This is a genomic window from Elusimicrobiota bacterium, assembly GCA_016706425.1.
Lineage (GTDB): Bacteria > Elusimicrobiota > Elusimicrobia > FEN-1173 > FEN-1173 > JADJJR01.
On the sequence record JADJJR010000001.1, the window covers coordinates 1,201,023 to 1,219,885 of the forward strand.

Sequence of the window (18,863 nt, forward strand, 5' to 3'; positions counted from 1 at the left end):
AAATGCGTTCTTAACCTATTCCGGGTATTCTTAGGGCGTGATGGACCTTTTCCCGATCCCGTGGTCCCGGACCCGTAAATTCCTGTCGGGCGCCGTGGCCGCCGTTTACCTCCTCACCAACGTGGCGGGAGCCCACGCCGCCGAGTCCGGTTTCTGGTCCGCCCGTCGCGACGCGATCCGTCAGCGTCAGCCTCCGGCGACGAAGAAGACGGCCGCTCCCCTGGTCGTGGCCGCTCTTCCGGCGGGTTTTGACCTTCCGTCATACCAGCCCCGGGTGTTGGGGGCTCCTCCCTCGAGTGAAACCGATTCCGCCGCGGTGGCGGGGACGGCTTTTCGGCGGGTTTCGGAAATCGACCTTCCCCGGTGGTTGGCGGACGTCGTCGCCCCGCACGGCACCGTCCGCGACGTTTACCTCTCGAACCGCCCCGACGCGCCCCTGGTGATTCACCTGCAAGATCTGCACGATTCCGTCGAGGCCCAGCGGCACATCGCGGGTCTATTGTCGGACCTTCAGGACGCCCGGGGGGTGTCCCTGGTGGGCCTGGAGGGCGCGCAAGGGGAATTCGCTTTGGGGGCGTTCCGTTCCTACCCGGACGCCGGGCTTCTGCGCGCGGTGGCCGACCATCTCATGGTCGAGGGGTTCCTGGGCGGTCCCGAATTCGCCGGTCTCACCTTGGCCCAACCCCCGCTCCTCTGGGGCATTGAGGATTCCAAACTTTACGAGTCGAATTTGGCGGTGGTGAAGGAGTCGGCCCGACGGCGTCCGTCTTTCGAGGCTTTCACGGTGAAAGCGCGCGCGGTCCTCGAAAAAGTCAAAGACCGCCGCCTGCCCACGCGGTTGATGGAATTTGACCGTCGATGGTCGGGCTATCAAAGCGGGGCGGCGTCCTTGGGGGACACGGTGAAGTACCTCCTGCGGGTGGCCCCCACCCCGACCCTCCGTTACGGCAATCTGCATCTCCTGGCGGACGCGCTGGAATGGGAAGCTCTCCTCGACAAAAAGAAAATTGAATCGGAGCGGGCGCTGATTCTGGACCGTCTGGCGCGCGCCCTCCCGCGTTCCGAATTGGACCGGCTGGTGGCCCAGAGCGCCCTCCACCGACTTGGGCGGGTGACCTACGGGGAATTCCATCGGTTTTTCCGGGGGATGTGTTTGCGCAACGGTGTCGCGTTGGACGGTTACGAACATTTCAACAACTACATCCGGTATATCCTCTTGGCCGAGCGCATCAACCGCAACGACCTCTTCGTTGAACTCGAAGCCCTTCAATTGGAAGTGCAAAACCTCCTGGCTTTGACCACCGAGGAGCGCCGGGTGATGACGGCGGTGCGGCATTTGGCCTTGGTGGAACGATTGGCCCGTCACGCCTACACCCCGATGGATTGGCGGTACCACGAAACCCACGCCGCGGCGCTTCACGAGCTGGGGAAAGAAATCGCGACGCTCGCGGCGGAAGTCGGGTTGGACACCGATCTCGTGTCTCCGTCGGAGGACCTGTTCCGCCCCTTTGAGGCCTTTTGCGGGGACGCCGTCAACCGAAACACCGCCCTCGTCCGGGGGCTCTTGGATAAGATGCGCGCCGAAAAAAGAAAGGCCGCCGTGTTGGTCGCGGGGGGATTTCACACCGAGGGATTGACCCATTTGCTGCGGCAACAAGGCGTTTCCTACGCGGTGGTCACGCCCAAAATCACGGGCGCGCCCCCGGCGTCCAGCAAAACACTGGATCTCCTGGCGCGCGACCCCGCTCCTTTGGAAAAACTTTTTGCGGGGGAAACACTCAATATCCCGACGCCCCGCCTGACGGCTCTGTCGAACGCGAAAATGCCGATCGCCCGCCGCCTTGTCATTCTCAAAGCGGCCCTGTTGGCTTCCTTGACGATTTTCGCCACCAACGCCCCGCTGAGCGCGGCGGCCGCGGAATCCCTACAGTCCTGGCCGGTGATTGAAAAAGTGTCGGGTCGGGCCCGTTCGCCGACCGAAGCCGTTTTAACCATTCAAACCGAGGACGGGCAAAGGAAACGGTGGGTCGCGACGACCGCCCCCGCGGCGGACGCCGACCCCGACTACCACGGAACCGTGGGGGACACCGAGGTCTACCTCGAGTCCGCTCCCCCGGCGTCGTCTCTGGCGCGCCGGTTGCGGGAGAGGTGGGACAGCCTATTTTTAATCACGGCGATTTCTTCCCGACGGCGCGCGCCCCTCCCCACGGCCTCCCCGCCGCTAGACACCACGCCATTTCCCCAGGGCCGCGACCCTTGGGGCGCGCGCGACGCGGGCGACGTGGCCATTGGGGAGGCGATGGAAACCGGGAACCCCGATGTCCATGTGTTCTCGGGGGATTTCGATTTGAGCGCAAAAAACAACGCGTCCATCGGTAAAATCGCCGTGGGGTCGATCCAAGAATCCAATTCCCCGGATCTCATCGCGGCCCGAGGGCCCGCCCCTTTCTGGGAAATCCGAGCCGCTTTGGCGGCCGCCATGAAAGAGGCGGGGGCGGACATTTACGCCGGAGCCGGCGGGGATGAATTCCGCGGGGTCGCCCGGGGGAAGGACGCGCCCCGACGGTTGGTCGAGGTCGGACAGCGGTTGAACGCGCATTTCATCGGACGCTATCAATTCTTCCACATCACCCACCCCGACCCCGACAACCCCGCGGTTCAGGCCGACGTGGCCGAACGCGTGCGCCGTTGGGTCGAAGCCAGGACCCCGGACGGGCCCTATCGTTTGGTGCGGTTCGGAAACGGGTTCACCTTGGTGACGCTCCGCGCCGGTCGAGGTCTGAGGGCCTCCTCCGGATTGCGGCGCGCGTTGGGCTCCTCGGTGCGCGTTCGGGAACGCCTCGTGGAACGATTGGGGTTGGGGCCTTTCAGCGTGTCCATGGGGGTTGTGTCCGCCGGGGTGGCGAAAAGTCTGCTGATTTCCGTTGCGGGGACCGCTCTGGCCGACAACGCGCGCGCTTTGGCCGTGTGGATCCAACGCTTCGCCAACGACGCCTTGGGGGAAGCGAAAAACAGAGGTCGCAACCGGGTTTACGCTCCCGCCGATGTCGAAGAATTGACCGGTGTCCTGAAAAAGGGGTCCGTGACGGTGGAGCACGTTCGTGGGTTGCGCGAGGAACTTCGCACCGGCAAAAAAACGGCGGGCTCGGCGGCTCTGGCCGCCGATGGGGAAACGCCGGTTCGGTCGCTTTCGGAATTCTGGTCGGCCGTAAAGGACCGTCGCGGGGAGGACCTGGATCTCCTGGTTTTTACCGTGGTCCGTTACACCCCCACGCACCGGGGGGCGGTCGTCCGCCGGGTCAACGACACCCTGCGGCGGGTTCCCGCCCGTTTTCGCCGGTGGGTCCCGGGGGCCCTGTTGCGGCGGGTGGATTCTTTCATTCAAAAACGCGCCTTTCACGCATACCAGGGATCGGATTATGAAAAAGGCAATCGGGCCATTGCGGCCTTTGTGAAACACGTGACCGAAACGGTCACCAACGGGTCGGCTGGCCGGTCTCCGATTTTTGGTCGGAGCGTTGACACCGTTTTCGCGGCCGTGCCCTCCGGGGGGCCGACCAACCATAATCTTCCGCTGGGACAGATGATGGAGGCGTTCCGCAAAAGTTTGAACGTGGCCGAAGGGCGTGTCATGGCCCAGCCCCGGGCGATCGTCTATCGCGTGAGGGGCCGGAATTTCAAAGAGTTGGCGAGCTCAACCGGGGGGATGCTCGACACCATGGCCCATGTGGAGGAATTGCTGGAAACCTATTCGCGGGAAGCCACCGCTTATTTGGGAAGCGACTTGGTGCGCGGCGCCCTCCAGGAAAATTTAAAAGCGGTGTTCGATGTTCGAGCGGGGGCCAACTTCATTGAGTTGACTTACGATCCCGACAAAGCGGGCCGAATGATGGTCCTTTACCGCCAATCCCAAATGGGGGACGCTGAAAGGGCCGAATCGGTTTTGTTTGCCCGGGCGCCCGAGGAATTGGGAAGTCTGTTGTACCGCGCCTACGCGCGTTTGCTGGAGCGCGTGGGCGTTTCCGAGCACCGGGTGCGTTTGTGGTTGGGGAGTCGGTACGCACAGGCCTTTATCATTCCCGCAGTGGAACTGTTCGGCTTGCCGGGCGTGGCGTGGCTGTTGTCTCCCTTGATGGGGTGGGGCTTGGCGGTGGTGGCCGGTTCCGCGTTGTTCACCTTGATTCACGGGTTGCCCGGCCTCACCCGGGGACCCCCGGCGTTGCGACAGGATGGGGGACAGTTTTTGGCACGTCTTTTCATCTCCCTCTTGATCAACGCGGCCGCCCTGTCCGTGGGTTCTGTAGATCCCGCCCAATCGATTCACCCTGTTTTTGAAATCGCGGGGATTCCCTTCGCTTCCTTAGTGATGGCGTACGCCTCCCACGCGGGATGGAATTTCCTGGTCCCCGAAAAATACCGCTTAAGCTTGATCCCAGGTAACAAATACAAAGTTCCGCCCGTTGCTCCCGCGGCCGCCACGGGAAACGCCTTGCGTTCGCCCAAACAACCGCTGAACCCCGACCCGGCGACCGGAAAAGGGGGGGAAACAGATCTTCAAGGCACCGTGCGCGTGGGGTTGGTGGAGCTCAACAATTTTTTGGATGAAACGGAGAACTCATTCCGCCAACGACGCCTGCCCTTTTCTCCCGCGGACCGGGAGGCGTTGCATTTCGCCATTCGACTGGCCGCCCCCGTTTACGCCCGGGGACCGCGCACCGACCCCTACGCCCCCTCCACCCCTTACGAAGCGGTTCGGCGGGCGGTGGGGGCGGTTTCTTCCGCCGACGGATTGATCGCCGCTGTTTCACCGATCCAAGGGCCCTTGGCCGATGGGCTGTTTGGCACGGGCAAAGCCGCGGCGTTTCTTCAAGGCAAAGTTCTGCCGCGGGACGCCAACACGTTTGTGGATTTGATCCGCGCCGGCGCCGCCCTTGAGCAGGACCGAGCGCTGCTATGGGAAATGACGGACGCCGGGGCTCTCACGTCTCTGGAATTGCGGGACACCTACTTAATTCGGGGACCCCCCTTGACGGACCGCTTGGCCGGTGCGCTGCGGGCAATTCGATTGGATGGCAATCCTTCCTCCGCCCAAATTCTCGCCGAGATCGATGCGCTTTACGCGCGCTACTCATTGACTTGGGCCGAAAGAGGCGTTCTTTATTTAATCGCGCTCACGCGCGGGGAGGGCGCTGGGAGTGTCCGTGGGCCCCCGGGTTTCAACGCGGTGGAGAGATTGCATCAACTCCTGCGATCCGCGCGCGCCGGGGGAGGCGTGGCGGAAAACAAATGGTCGGAAACACAACGTTCCCTCACCCAAGCGGCCAACCTCTTGTCCGACTTCAGCGCGGAATTTCCCGAACACCAATCCGCTGTCCGATACGGCCTCGACGTGGCTCAAAACATCGCCCGCTTTGAGGGCAACGAGCGGGTCCTGGTGGCCGGGATGATCGCCGGCGTCGGCATTCAATCCCCCGCCGCGGGAGAGGCGTTTTGGAAATACATTGAAAAGAAAGGCTTCGGGGTCCAACGGGTGGAAAGCCTCCGGTGGATCCGCGAGTTGGCCGCGCCCTGGGCGGCAGCGCATTTGGTGAGTTATCGTCCCGCCGAGCGGTCCCTGGGCGCCATTCGCAACCAAATGGGGGTCATCATTCAGCGGTTGGGGACGGAGGACCCGGATCTCGTGGCCCAACTGCTGTGGGCGGGCAAATTGGCCGAATTGAAGGCGCGCACGGGGGACGGGACCCGCTCCCCGGACGTGGAAATACGCCGGCTCGCCCAGGAGATCAGCGATGTGCACGCCCGTTTTGCCGAACGGTTCGGGCAAACGGGCGCGGGCACCCAAATATTGGATGAGGTTTTCCGCCTGGCCCAGCCCGCCCGGTATTTTCGCTTGAAAAAAGATTTTCAACGGGTGACCGGGTTGTCTTATGAGGAAGCCCGGGAGCGGTTCCAAAAGTTGATTCCGGAGTTTGAAACGCTGTTGGCCGCGGAGGGGGTGAACAACGCGGAAGTCCACGGGCGGGTCAAAGGGCTGTGGTCCATTTCGCAAAAGTTGGCCAACAAACGGGCGTCCTTAGAGGATGTCAAAGATCTGTTCGGTTTTTACGTGGCCTATGAAAACGCCAGCGGCCAGCCGGGAGCCGTCCGCGCGGCATTGCAAAAATTAAACGCTGGGCAATTCTTGGAAGACAACGTCGAAACCCACATCGGGGCCGATTACAGCATCCATAAATTCGTCAGCGTATTGTCCGCGGTGGACGGTTTCGCCAACGCCCGTCTTGAAGTCCAAGTGTTTGATTCCGATGATTTCCTTCGATCGAAAGAAGGGGTGGCGGCCCGGTGGGTTTACGGACTCGGCAAAGAAATCAAACCAAGCGGTTGGGTGCAAATCGACCGTTTTGAATACACCGGAAACCTTCGGGACGACCTCAAACACTTCCAGCGACGGGCCCGTGAAAACGGTTTTGTTTATGTCAACGTGGAAACCCCCAATGGACAAAGCGTTCCGATCCGAATGATCGATTTGCCCCGCGGCGGGCTCTTCCCCGGCGACGCCGCGTCCCACTGGCGGGTCAACGCGTTGAAGGCGGAGTACCAGGGGTTTGAGGAGATCTCCCTCGGGAGGGACGGCCGGCCGGCGCGTTTTCCCTTGAACGAGGGTCATCCTTTGTCTCCGGGCGCCATCCTGGCTTTGTTGCCCCCGGACGCGGCGCGCCCGGGGACGAACGAAGCCGCGATGGAGGAGATCCTCGCCCTTTCTCAACGCCCCCGGACCCTGGTGATGGCCACCCTGTCCAAAGGAGAGCTCACTCTCAAACAACTGGCGGATCAGGGGCGGCGCACCGCGGTTGCCGCCTTCTTTAACGACGCCCCTTTCAGTCGTGTCCCGGACATCACCGATTTCGAGATTCGTCAGTTGACCCGGTTGGCAAAAAGCATGGGGTTCGGCGGGAACGTCATGGAACTCTACGCCTACCTGGGCCTTCTGACCGGAGCGGCGCGCGAGGGTCTGTCCCGCGAAGTGGCCGAATACCTCACGATCGATACCGTGAAAGCCCGCCGGGGTCCGGCGGTGGGGATGACGGCGACGGTCAATGGGGAAAAAGTCGATTTGTATCGCGAGGGGTATGAGATCGTCGAAATCACGGGACGCCACGACCGCCCCGCCGCCCTTTTGGACGTGGTGAAGATCCTCAAGAGTTACCGCATTAAGGTCAACGATTTCATTTATTTACCGCAGACCAACGGCGGAAGCCGGGAATCCTACGTCATTCAATTGGCGGTCAAAACCCGGTCGGCCCTGTTGGATAGAGCCCTGGCCGATATACAGATGCAAATCGCCGATGTTCCCCGGACGATTGAAGATCCCCTTCTTCTCAACGTGGAAGTGATCGCTCCGCGAAGCGGCGCGCGGCCGGGCGCCCCCGAGCCGGACGTGGAATTCTTGGAAGCGTTGCGGGAAACAAACATCGAAACCAACATCGCGGTGGACACCTTGGCCAACGGGGATGTCCAAATGCAAACGCTGGTGGCGTGCCCCCGCGGATTCCTTCCCTTCTTGGAAAGCGACCTGCGCAATCGTTTTGGGTCAGGAGCCTATGTGAGCGTGCGGAAAAAGAACGGGTTGACGCCCTCCACCGTCCTCCCCGTTCTACTGGCGCCGGTGTTGACCGGCCTGGTGGGCTTGCTGAGCGCCACCCCCGCCTACAGCGCGGTTGAAACCGCGTCACCGGCTGCGCTCGAATTTTCCACCTATTTAATTTGGGGGGTGGTCGTCGCTGCCGCGATCGCATGGGTCTGGCGGGCAAGTCCGGACCGGTTTCGACAGTACTTTTCCGCGTCATCGCCCGAAGCCGTTCGTTCGCGGGCCCCCACAAGCCCTGGGGCGACCGAGATTCCCGGGGGGGGGGCCGCGACCACGGCGTCCCCCACAGATGAAGAAGCCCATGAGAAATGGTTGCGGGAGTTCGTTCCCCGGGCCCAAAACCGGGTGGACGAAAATTCGAAATTGTCACCTCAAGATCGGGAAAACGCCCGGGGTTTTATCGACGATGTTTTTCATGTTTTGACGATTCACGGGGACCAATCTCCTCCCAAAGTGGAAAACGCCGAAATCGAAAAGGCCGGGGATTCTTTCGTTGTCCTGTTGGGGGAAACTTCTTACGACCGGATATCCCGCAACGCCCTGTCGCTCATGGAAACGGTGTTGAACATGGACCACGCGTCCCTTGCGAGAACAAAACCTGCGAGGGACTCCGCGCCCGGTTCCGGAAAGAGTCCTGGCGAAACGGGCCAATTTTTCCTTCGGTTGGAGGAGTCGATTCGCCGGTTGAATCCCGGTTCGGATTTGAAGACCTTTACGATCACGCATGGAGGGCAATCTTACCCAGTCGTTCTGTCGAGCGACATGCCTGTGAGCTATCTTCGGGTCGGCGCTTTGTTGGCCGTCCGGCCGGAGGAGACCCCCGGGGAGGGCCTCGCGATGGAAGAGGATCTTCAAAAGGAATTACGCGACAACAACCTCGGGTTCCTCGTCCCGCGCGGAGTCGATTTCGGCCCCTATGTTGTTCCTTTCCTGGTGGCCATGCAGGCCAACGCTTCCCAATTCGTTAACGCCGTGGTCGAAGACGACGGCGCGGGCAACGGGATTTTGACCTGGGCGGCCCTGCGGTTGGGTGCTCGACGGGTGGTGGCCATTGAGAAGGACCCCAGGGCCGTCGAAGAACTTAACGGGATTTTTTCGGAAACAGAATACGCGGGGTTGGAGACGCTGAAGGCCGATGATTTCAATCGCGCGAAAACCATCGATCCTTCCGCGCGTGTCGTCGTCTTTGAGGGAACATTCGATGAATGGAATGGCATCTCCATTCAAGCAAAAGAGACATTGCTGGGGCCACTGCCGACCCTGCGCTTGGCCGACGTCGGACCCTTTTATCCCGACGCGAATGAGCCCTTGTTGTTAAACCCTCTAAACGGGATTAATATTTTCGGCGGATACCTGCGGACCAAAGAAAAGGTTTTGGCGGGGTTGTTTTTTGAAACCGACCCCCGCCCTTACCAGGATTATTTGAACCGACAAGAAAGGGCCTCCCGCAAAGGGGCGGTGAAACCCAGACCGGTGAGCCGGGTCGACCATGCGGACGGGAACTTGGTCTTTTCGGCCATCGTTCTTGGGGGCGGTGAAACCGAGCTTTCGGTTGAAACGGATGAAAAAGACACCGGTGGAACGGGGGGGATGCTCTCCGCGCTGTTGGCGCCATTGGCCGGTTTTCTTGTGTTGTGGGGCTTTACGAACGACGTTCAAGCCGCGGCTTTTATAGGGGACGGGCGCGTTCTTGATCGTTCCATTTTTGAGGCCGGGTTGGCGGGGCTGACTCCGGACGCCCAGACTGTTATCGCTTGGTTGGGGGAGGGGCGCTGGGGGAACGCGGTTTTGGTTTCAGCGGTCGTTGCGGGCCTGGCTTTCCTGGCGGCGATGGGGTACTGGGGGGGCCGTCTTAAGAGGGAGTTTTTCATTTGGTTGGAATACCGCTGGCCCGTGGTGCGTGAAGATTTTGAACGCAAGGCGCTCCGGTTCTTCGGATCCTTTCAATGGCCCGCTTTTCCCGCCCCCCCGAACGTTCGTCGCCCGGCCTCGAGCCCGATCGATCTGTCGATGCTGAGCCCGGAGTCGATTCTCCCCGGGAGACTGGTTGAGGAAATGCGCGCTCTTTGGGGCCCGGGTCCCAACGCGGCCGCGCCGGCGCCCCGCCCCCTTTGGCGCTCCGCCCTGCGGTGGGTCGCGACGGGGGCTTTGTTCTCGCTTCTCTTGGCGGGGTCGTCCCCGGTGTCCGCGGCGGATATTGCGGCGATGCTTGATCTTCCCATTGTTCCCGGCGACTCCTGGGGCGGGACGCTGCTCGCCGCCACGCTCGGCGGAACCGCCGCGTCGGCCGTTGTCTTGCCGCGCGTTTTTGAATTGATTGATGACCTGCGCGGGCCTTTTGAAAACGATGCCGCTTTCGGTGATCGTTTGAATCGATTCCTTTTTTCCATTCGACGGAATCCGGCCGCCCTGGAGGCTTTTTCCGGATCGTTGCGCTACCTGATGAACGACACCCCCGGCCCCCGTCAAATGGCCCTGTTCCGGATTCTTCAACGGGTCGAGGTGTTGCGGGCTTTGGAATTGGCCCAAACCCACACCGCGCGGGTTCGGAGGGCCATGCAATCGGGGAATCGGCGGGCGGTGACGGCGGCGATGGCCACGGCCGGTCTGGAACTGGGGCGATTGCGTGCCGAATGGCGCGGGTTTCCGGACAACGCCCAGGATGTTTTGGTACCGGTGGAACACATGGCGGGGTATTTCTTCGAGGAAATCGCCTCGGATCTGGTGGGCGAGAGCGTGGCGCGATCAAAACGGTTCGAAGGTCTGCGCGCCGTCGCCGAAAGGGCGTTGGCCAAGACCGAGCGGATGATCGTGGACATTCGCTTGGCGGTGGTGAACGTCCCCGCCGCGGACTTTTTACCGGTCATGGCGGACACCGAAACCATCGATATGTACAAACTGGCGGAACGGGGGGCCCTGGCCTACTTGGTTCGTCATGAAACGGTGCGGTCCCGGTGGCAACTGACGCGTGAAATGAGGGCCGATGTGAAGGCGGTGGCGGAGCGTCTGCTTGAACCCATTCACAGTGACGAAAAAAAACGGCGGGAAATCTGGGGGACGCTTTCCGACCGGGTGGATCTGTACGCCGACACCCCCCGCTTGTTGATGGCGCTTCGCACGGAAGCCTTCCGGTTGATGAGCGGCGGCCAAATGGACGGGGAGGCTTTCGAACAAAACCGAGCGCTGGCCAAATTGCTGTTGCGGCGCATTGACGCGAAAACCCCGAGGTCCGTTGGGGGTAAAGGAATTATTGGGGGCCTGTGGGTCGCCTTGGCCTTTGGGGTGGTTGCCGGTCTCGGTGGACTGAATCTTGAGACGATCACCACCGCCGCGGCGACCGGTTGGAACACCTTGGGGAATGATTTGGGGGCCGGGGTCGTTCTTGTGGGGACCCTGTCGGCCGGATTCGCCGGCGGTGTCGTTAAGGGCAAAGCGGTGCCCTACCACGATCCGGAAACCGACCTTCAGTTGTATTGGTTGAAACTGACGAGCCGTTTGCCCCTGGACAAAGACGTAATCGAACAATTGAATCAAGTGGCGGTGTCCTTGTTGGTGGAAATTGAAATGGAAGGGCGTCGGTGGCCCTTGGCTTTGTGGTTCTACAGCAACCGTCTTCGGGAGCACGGTGTCTTTAAAGAGGTTAATAGAGTGTTGAAGGCCGACGGGCAATCCCCGGATGTGTGGTTAAAAAATGTGGGGCGCGAATTCCGGGATCGGTTGGTGATCGCGAACGCGCGTGAATTGGGGGTTTTCGCCTCCCGGTTGAAAGTCTATGTCGACGAACGCATGGCCGAAGCGGCCGCCGCCGCGCAACGGTTCCGCGACCAAGTGCCCCCTAAACAAATGCAGGAGGCGGCGCGAAAGGCCCGAGCGGCCGAGGCGGAACGCTCCCGGACCATGGAGGAATTTATCACCCAAACTCTGCCGGACGATTTGGCGGAGATCGCCCGCGCGGAGTTCCATCGCGTGGTGGGATTGTCTTCGGCCGTCTCTTCCGATGAATACACCCGCGTCATGCCCGGCACCTTGGAAGTGTTTGACGCGTCCCTGAAGAGCTTGGCGGGGGAAATCACACGCCGGCTGATGGAAATCGAGCACGCTTTGGCCATTCGTCCGTCCGGGGTCCCCTTGGACAGATTGGCGGGTTCGGACGCTTTGGACGTGACCGCTCTTCTCGAGAGATCCCGTCGAGACCAGAAAGCGATGGGATGGTTGATGGATCAAGCCCGTGGTTTTTACGGGCGTTTCCCCATGGGCGAATTGCTTGGTCGGGCGTTGCGGGCCTGGACCCCCGCTTCCCCCGCCGATGGAAAAAGTCGATTTATGTTGAACGCCGCGCAGGGTCGAAATATCGTGGCGTGGATGTTGGCGTCTCCCCAGGGGCCAGGTCCGGTGACGCGGGGGGCGCGTCCCTACGGCCTGCCCCATTGGACGAGATGGATGTTGAACGCGGTTCTTCAAGCCGCGGGGTACGCGGTGGCGCCCGTCGACCGAAAATTGCAGGGGCGCGTCAATCGCGTCGTTCGCCGGTTGGCCGATCCGCGCCTTCAGGTCCGGGATGTCACGGTGGTGTCCGGCGCGGCTTTCTCGTCGAATGAAAACCGGTTCGTGTTGACCGTTCGCGACCACTCTTCGGGGCGTGTTCAAGTCCGAATTCACCAGGACACTTTGAATCGTTGGGTGGCGTCTGAATCCGTCTACCCGGGGTATTTCGAGACCCTTTTGGAGGCCGCGCTCCGCCACGCTTTGGCGCGGGCCGAAGGTGTGCCGGCCGGGGTGTTGGAGGAGTTCGGACTCTCCGCCGAAGGGGTCGAAGGGATGGAGGACGCGGCGATTTTTAAAGACTCTGTGGGTGGTGCGGTCGCGCGCGCCCACGGTTTGGCGGCGGCGGCGCGCCTTGGAACGAAAACGGAGCTCGGTCTTCCGACGGTAGGCCCCGCCCGAGGTCCCGTTGCGGAGGCCTTGAAAATCCTGGCTCCCGAGGGCCGTATTCAGCCGCTTTCCCGGGTGATCACTCTTGAAACCGTGCGGGACGATGTGGATGAGGCGGGGCGATCCCGGCGGGAAAAATTGGCCCTCTGGGTTAACGGTCTGTCGGGAGAAACGGCGAAAACCGAAGGTCGGTCGAACACGGGGCCGGAGTGGGAGGCGGTCTTTGAGGCCTCGACCGACGCGTCCTGGATCGAGCGTCGGGACTCCTTCGAAACGAACCTCCTCAAGTTGATCGAGCGGGAAGGGGGGGATGACCCCCGGCGATCGCTCCGGGCCCGCCTGACGCGGGACGTGTTAAAAATACTAACCGAAGCGAACAGCGGAGTCCCGGCGGGACGGAACGCCGCCGAGACGCTGGATCGCGTCTTCGGGTTGGTCGGCCGGTTGCACGCGTTGGGGGGAGCCTTGACTCTGGCCGACGATGGTCGATCGAAGAAAAAGGCCGAGTGGGCGGATCCCCTTCTTCCGGCTTTTCAAGATTTGGACATCCGGTTGCTCGGGGAGATGGGGGTTTCCTGGTTGGGGCGGCGGAATTTGGCGGCGGCGTTGAACCGTTCGGCCCGGTTCTACAGCCATGCGATTTTGCAGGGGGTTCGGCTCCGAGACTCCAAGATTGTCTTTGACGAGGCGATCCTCCGGGACGGGGATGTTTTGATTCATGTGTCCCCGGGGATGGTCGATCCCGAACGGGATATGACGGCCTCCGAAACGACCCAATTGGAACAAATAGCCCGTTTGAACTCCGGACTGAATGTATTGGGGGACGAATTGAAGCCGAGGGGGCGTTTTGTCTTCCTCACCGAGACCGGGGTGAATGGTTCCCTTCCGGAGGTCATTGAGGCCCTGGGCCGAAAAGCCCAGCGCGCCGGCTTGGCGACGGATTTCGATTCATTGGCGATCCACGCCCGAACCCGGGGACAAAAAGTGTTCGCCCGTTCCCTGGAAGGATTCACGACCCACAGCGAAACACAAACGCGCGTGGACGCGGAGCGCCTTTTCAATACCATTCCGGAATTGTCGAACCCCTTCCTGTTCCGCCTTGATCAACCGGGCGTGTCGTGGCATTTGGGGTCCTGGGCCGACCGGTTGGCCGCCGAGTTGGTGGCGGTCATGGGCGGTTTGGTGCGGGATCAAGCGCGGCGGGTGTCCGAAGAGCTTCGAAAGGAAGGGGTTTTGCGCTACCAGGCGTAAAAAGCCTTCTACTCCGTCGTAAGAACAACTTTCCCAAAGGATTTATTTTGTTGAAGGTGGGACTGGGCGGCCGCGGCCTGGGCCAGCGGGAACACCCGATCGACAACGGGTTTGAATTGTCCTGATTTAAAGAGCGCGAAAACATCCTCCAAGGCGCGCCGCGGGCCCAAACGGGTTCCAAAAACCGTGATGTTTTTCCCAAAAAGGGAACGAAGATCGAACGACGCTTCCCGGCCGGATGTCGACCCGCAGGCCACCAAACGGCCGCCTCTCCGAAGGCATTGCAGGTCGGTGGCGAAAGTCGTTTGCCCGACCGTGTCGAGCACCACGTCCACCCCGCGCCCTTCCGTCCATCGCGCCGCCGCCGTCGCCCAATCCTCCTCCGTCCGCACCACCGCCTCTTCGGCCCCCAGGGCGATGGCCCGATCCTTTTTCCAGGGGGCCCCCACCGTGGTCATGACCCGCGCGCCCCGCTCCCGGGCGATTTGAATCGCGGCGGTGCCCACCCCGCTGCCGCCGGCGTGGATCAACGCCGTTTCGCCCCGGGTCAAACCCGCCAATGAAACCAGCGCGTGCCAGGCGGTCATGAAGACGAGGGGAAAGGCGGCGGCCGCTTCGAAAGGGATCGTGTCCGGCAAGGGGAGGAGATTTCGATCGGGCACCACCACGAATTGGGCGTACCCGCCGTTGGTGTTTTGACCCAGGATGTCGAATCGGTCGCAGAGGTGGTCTCGGTCGGTGGCGCAGGCCGGGCAGGCGCCGCAGGAGAGCCCGGGCGCAACCATCACGCGGCGGCCGTCGTCGGTTGTTCCCGCCACATCGGCTCCCAACACGTGCGGCAAAGGCACGGGGAGCCCCGGCGTTCCCTGGCGCAGCAGCAGGTCCAGGCGGTTCAACCCGCAGGCTTTGACCCGCACCCGGGTTTCGCCGGACCCCGGAACGGGGGTGGGAAAATCCCCCCAGGTCAATTTATCGATTCCGCCGTGTTCGGCGAAAAAGACCGCCTTCATCCGGCGACGAGGTTCAGGGTTTCTTCAAGGGACCGCCGCACGCCGGTGAAGAGCGGGGTGTCCCGCAGGGTGTGGCGGCTGGCCTGGGTTTCACGCAGGGCCATGACGAGATCGAGAAAATCCCCGGGGTGATCGGACTCGAAGGCGACCACGAAATCCTGGTCGTCGAGTCCGAAAGAATAGGTGGTGTTGAGCTTCACGGAAGGGAAGCGGTTCCCGACCATGATGTGCTCGTCCATCATTTTCTGGCGGTCCTCCTTCGACAACAGATACCACTCGCGGGTTTTCACGAAAGGATAGACGAAGATGTATTTGTAACGCCCCGGCTGGATTTTCGTGCGTTGGCCCTCGTGCTCCGGGTTGAGTTTGTCGACGTAAGTCGACCGTTTCGATTGGGAGAGAAAGGCGTGGGGTGTGAGCAAATACCCGCCGAGTCTCGTACGGTGCAGGGCCGCGGACATCTCTTCGAAATCCTCGAGCCGGTAGGAAATGCGCCAGAGGAAAAAGTCCGTCTCCGGGCGGAAACCGAAGGTGGAATAGGCCAGGGTGATGACGGAGGAGGAAAACGGCGCGAGGGCTTCGACGGCTTCTTTGCGCCCGGTGGCGCGCTCTGTTTCCGAGAGGCGGCGCCAGGCCGGGTCGATTTTGAAAAACGTGAAATTGACGAACTGGCGCGCCGCGGGCGCCGCGCCGGCGGTCTCCGGTCGAGCGGCGGGTTGGGACGTGGGGTGACTCATGGATTGCCTCCTGTGGGAAAAAAGAAATATTACCAAATTGGGCGGGTAACCCGGGAATCGTCCTCTTTTGCTAAAATCCCAAGCCTCAAATCCTTTTCGGAGATCCTATGAACAAGCTCAAGCTCGGCATGCCCAAGGGCAGCCTTCAAGAATCGACCATCGAACTTTTCAAAAAAGCCGGCATTCGGGTACACGCCAGCGATCGCTCCTATTTTCCGACCTCCGACGACGACGAATTGGAAATCATGCTGGTCCGCAGCCAGGAGATGGCAACCTACGTCGAAGACGGCGTCTTCGACGCCGGGTTGACGGGGAAGGATTGGATCATGGAATCCGGCGCGCAGGTCAAGGAAGTGTGCGAATTGCTTTACGCCAAGTCGGGGTTCCGGCCCGTCCGCTGGGTGCTGTGCGTGCCGGAGGCGTCGCCGATCAAGTCCGTGAAGGACCTGCAGGGCAAACGCATCGCCACCGAAGTCGTCAATATCGTCAAGAAATACCTGGCGGACAACAAGGTGGAAGCGAAAGTCGAATTCTCCTGGGGCGCGACGGAGGCCAAGGCCGGCCGTTTCGTCGACGCCATTGTGGAGCTCACCGAGACCGGTTCGTCCCTGCGGGCGAACCGCCTGCGCATCGTGGACGAATTGTTGACGTCCTCCACACGCTTTATTTGCAACGCGAAGGCCTGGGAAGACCCCTGGAAGCGTCAAAAAATTGAAAACATGGCGATCCTGCTGCAAGGCGCGCTGGCCGCCGAGGGCCTGGTGGGGATCAAAATGAACCTCCGCGAAAAAAGCTTGGCCGACATCACGGCGTTGTTGCCGGCGCTGCGCAAACCGACCATCTCGAAGTTGACCGAAGAGGGCTGGGTCGCCCTTGAGGTCATCATGCCCGAGAAGGAAGTCAAAAAACAGATTCCCGCCTTGAAGCGTGCTGGCGCGGAAGGCATTATCGAATACCCCCTCAACAAGATCATCTACTAAAATGACGGTTCGCGTTCGTTTTGCGCCTTCTCCCACGGGGTTCCTCCACATCGGGGGCGCTCGGACGGCCCTCTTTAATTGGCTCCACGCCCGCCACACCGGGGGAGCGTTTTTGCTCCGGATCGAGGACACCGACGAAGTCCGATCGACCCAATCTTCGGTCGAGGCGATTTTCAACGGTCTGAAGTGGCTCGGTCTCGATTGGGACGAGGGCCCGTTGTCGGCCTCCGACCCGGCCGCCGCGAAGGGCGCCCACGGCCCTTATTTCCAGATGCAGCGGCTGACCCATTACAAACGCGCCGCGGACGAACTGGTCGCCGCCGGGAAAGCTTTCCTTTGCTTCGCCACGCCGGAAGAGGTGGAAAAGCAAAAGGAGCGCAACCAATTACTCAAACGCCCTCCCAAATTTGTCAGCCCCTACCGCGATCAAACCCCCGCCCAACGCGAAGCGCTGTTAAAAGAGGGCAAACCGTTCACCGTGCGTTTCAAAACACCGCAAGAGGGCTGGGTTCATTTCGAGGATATTATTCGCGGCCCGATGAAATGGGAAAACAATCTCATTGAAGACTTTGTGATGGTGAAAACTTCCGGTGTGCCGACCTACAATTTTGCCTGCGTGGTGGACGACCACCTCATGGACATCACCCATGTGATCCGCGGGGACGACCACCTGTCCAACACACCCCGGCAAGTCTTGTGCGACGAGGCGCTGGGTTGGAAGCCCCCGGTGTTCGCGCACCTGTCGATGATTTTGGGGTCCGACGGTCAACGCCTCTCCAAGCGCCACGGGGCGACGGCGGTGGAGGAGTACCGGGACGCGGGCTATCTGCCGGAGGCCACGCGCAACTACTTGGCCCTTTTGGGATGGTCCACAGAGGACAGCCAAGATTTGTTCACACAGGACGAACTTGTCCAAAAATTCACCGTGGAGCGGTGCGGCAAGAGCCCCGCCATTTTCGACCCCAACAAGTTGATTTGGATGAACGGCGAGTACATTCGAAAAATGCCCGTGCGGGAGTTGGTGGAGCGCGCCATGCCTTTCATCCAGAAAGCCGGGTTCATGAACGGGCAAGAGGAATCCCGGCGGGGGGAAATCGAGGCCGCGGTGGCTTTGGAGCACGAAAAGGTGAAATTGTTGACCGACGTGCCCCGCTTGATCGATTTTTTCTTTAAGTCAAACGTGGAATACGATCCGGTTTCCGTTGAGAAGGTCTTGAAAAAACCCGACGTCTCGGAAGTCCTCAAAGGCGCGATTGAAACCTACGCGTCCTTGCAGGATTTTACAGCGCTATCCACGGAAGAAGGGGCAAAGGCCTTGGCCCTCCGCCGGGGGATCAAGAACGCCGCGGTCTTTCACCCGGTTCGGGTTTCCGTTTCCGGTCGAACCCAGGGGCCCAGCCTGTTTCATATGTTGGAGGTGCTCGGTCGGGATCGATCCCTGGAGCGGATGAAGTCGACCTTGGATAAATTGAACGCTGGTGCGTTATAGTGGATATACCGGACAAAATTTGTCATAATAAGACCTTACATCAATTCCAAGGAGACTAAATATGAGCGTTGAACGCGCGGGTGGGACCACTTTTAAAGGCAATCCTTTAACTCTGCAGGGAGCCGCGGTTCGCGTGGGACAAAAGGCCCCGGAATTCAAAGTGTTGGCCGGCGATTTGAGCGCGGTGACTCTTGAATCCTCCAAGGGCAAAACTCGGCTTTTTGTGGCCGTCCCCAGCCTCGACACCCCCGTTTGCGATCAGGAAACCCGCAAATTTAACGAAGCCGTGGCGGGACTTGCCGGGGTCCAAACCTACGTCATCAGCATGGATCTTCCCTTTGCGCAAGGGCGTTTTTGCCAAACCGCAGGGATCAAGAATTTACAGGCGGTGTCCGATCACCGGGACGGGTCTTTTGGTCAGGCCTACGGCGTTTTGATCAAAGAACTTCGGTTGCTTTCCCGGGCGATTTTTGTGGTGAACGCCCAGGACGTTGTGACCTATGTTGAATACGTTCCCGAAATGACCAGCCATCCCAACTACGAAGCGGCTTTGAACGTTTTAAAGTCACCGGTGGCGGTTTAACGCCCCGTTCCTAAGTTCGGCGGTTTTTGCTAAAATCGGCCGCGCGTTAAATCGCGCGGCCGATTTTGTTTGCCCACCGCACCCAATTATTGCCGGATGAGGTAACGGTAGCCTGCCAGGCTCTGAACCTGGTCGTCTAGGTTCGAATCCTAGTCCGGCAGAATTTATTTTTGCCCTCTGGGCCAAAAATAAATTCTGATGGTTCTTGGGCGGGAACCTCGGCGCGGCGAGGTTCC

The 18,863-nt window shown here is 60.9% G+C and carries 6 protein-coding genes and 1 tRNA gene; 5 read left to right on the plus strand and 2 right to left on the minus strand.

Annotation, left to right across the window (positions count from 1 at the left end; all coding sequences use genetic code 11):
* Positions 1-37 precede the first annotated feature (37 nt).
* Entirely contained in the window at positions 38-13,828 is a 13,791-nt protein-coding gene (locus IPI56_04970; GenBank protein MBK7545089.1) for a hypothetical protein, read from the plus strand.
* An 8-nt stretch (positions 13,829-13,836) separates the two neighbouring features.
* Here the strand turns inward: IPI56_04970 and IPI56_04975 are convergent, their stop codons facing one another.
* A complete protein-coding gene (locus IPI56_04975; GenBank protein ID MBK7545090.1) occupies positions 13,837-14,838 on the minus strand; it encodes a zinc-binding dehydrogenase in 1,002 nt (333 codons plus the stop codon).
* A complete protein-coding gene (locus IPI56_04980; protein MBK7545091.1) occupies positions 14,835-15,575 on the minus strand; it encodes a chlorite dismutase family protein in 741 nt (246 codons plus the stop codon). The genes IPI56_04975 and IPI56_04980 overlap by 4 nt, the downstream gene beginning before the upstream one ends.
* Positions 15,576-15,682: 107 nt before the next feature.
* Here IPI56_04980 and IPI56_04985 point away from each other — a divergent pair, with 107 nt between their 5' ends.
* The 4 genes from IPI56_04985 to IPI56_05000 all read left to right on the plus strand — a co-directional run bounded on the left by IPI56_04985 (position 15,683) and on the right by IPI56_05000 (position 18,788).
* A complete protein-coding gene (locus tag IPI56_04985) occupies positions 15,683-16,555 on the plus strand; it encodes an ATP phosphoribosyltransferase (GenBank protein ID MBK7545092.1) in 873 nt (290 codons plus the stop codon).
* A gap of 1 nt (position 16,556) precedes the next feature.
* Complete coding sequence (locus IPI56_04990; protein ID MBK7545093.1) at positions 16,557-18,044, plus strand: glutamate--tRNA ligase; 1,488 nt, start codon at positions 16,557-16,559, stop codon at positions 18,042-18,044.
* 61 nt (positions 18,045-18,105) lie between these two features.
* A complete protein-coding gene (gene tpx / locus IPI56_04995; protein ID MBK7545094.1) occupies positions 18,106-18,627 on the plus strand; it encodes a thiol peroxidase in 522 nt (173 codons plus the stop codon).
* A 90-nt stretch (positions 18,628-18,717) separates the two neighbouring features.
* A tRNA-Gln gene (locus IPI56_05000) sits at positions 18,718-18,788 on the plus strand.
* Positions 18,789-18,863 lie beyond the last annotated feature (75 nt).

What these genes read in the sequence shown, in the direction of transcription:
- IPI56_04975 (MBK7545090.1), bottom strand. Translation starts at nt 14,838, where the DNA reads ATGAAGGCGGTCTTTTTCGCCGAACACGGCGGAATCGATAAATTGACC.
- IPI56_04990 (MBK7545093.1), top strand. Translation starts at nt 16,557, where the DNA reads ATGACGGTTCGCGTTCGTTTTGCGCCTTCTCCCACGGGGTTCCTCCAC.
- tpx (MBK7545094.1), top strand. Translation starts at nt 18,106, where the DNA reads ATGAGCGTTGAACGCGCGGGTGGGACCACTTTTAAAGGCAATCCTTTA.
- IPI56_04980 (MBK7545091.1), bottom strand. Translation starts at nt 15,575, where the DNA reads ATGAGTCACCCCACGTCCCAACCCGCCGCTCGACCGGAGACCGCCGGC.
- IPI56_04985 (MBK7545092.1), top strand. Translation starts at nt 15,683, where the DNA reads ATGAACAAGCTCAAGCTCGGCATGCCCAAGGGCAGCCTTCAAGAATCG.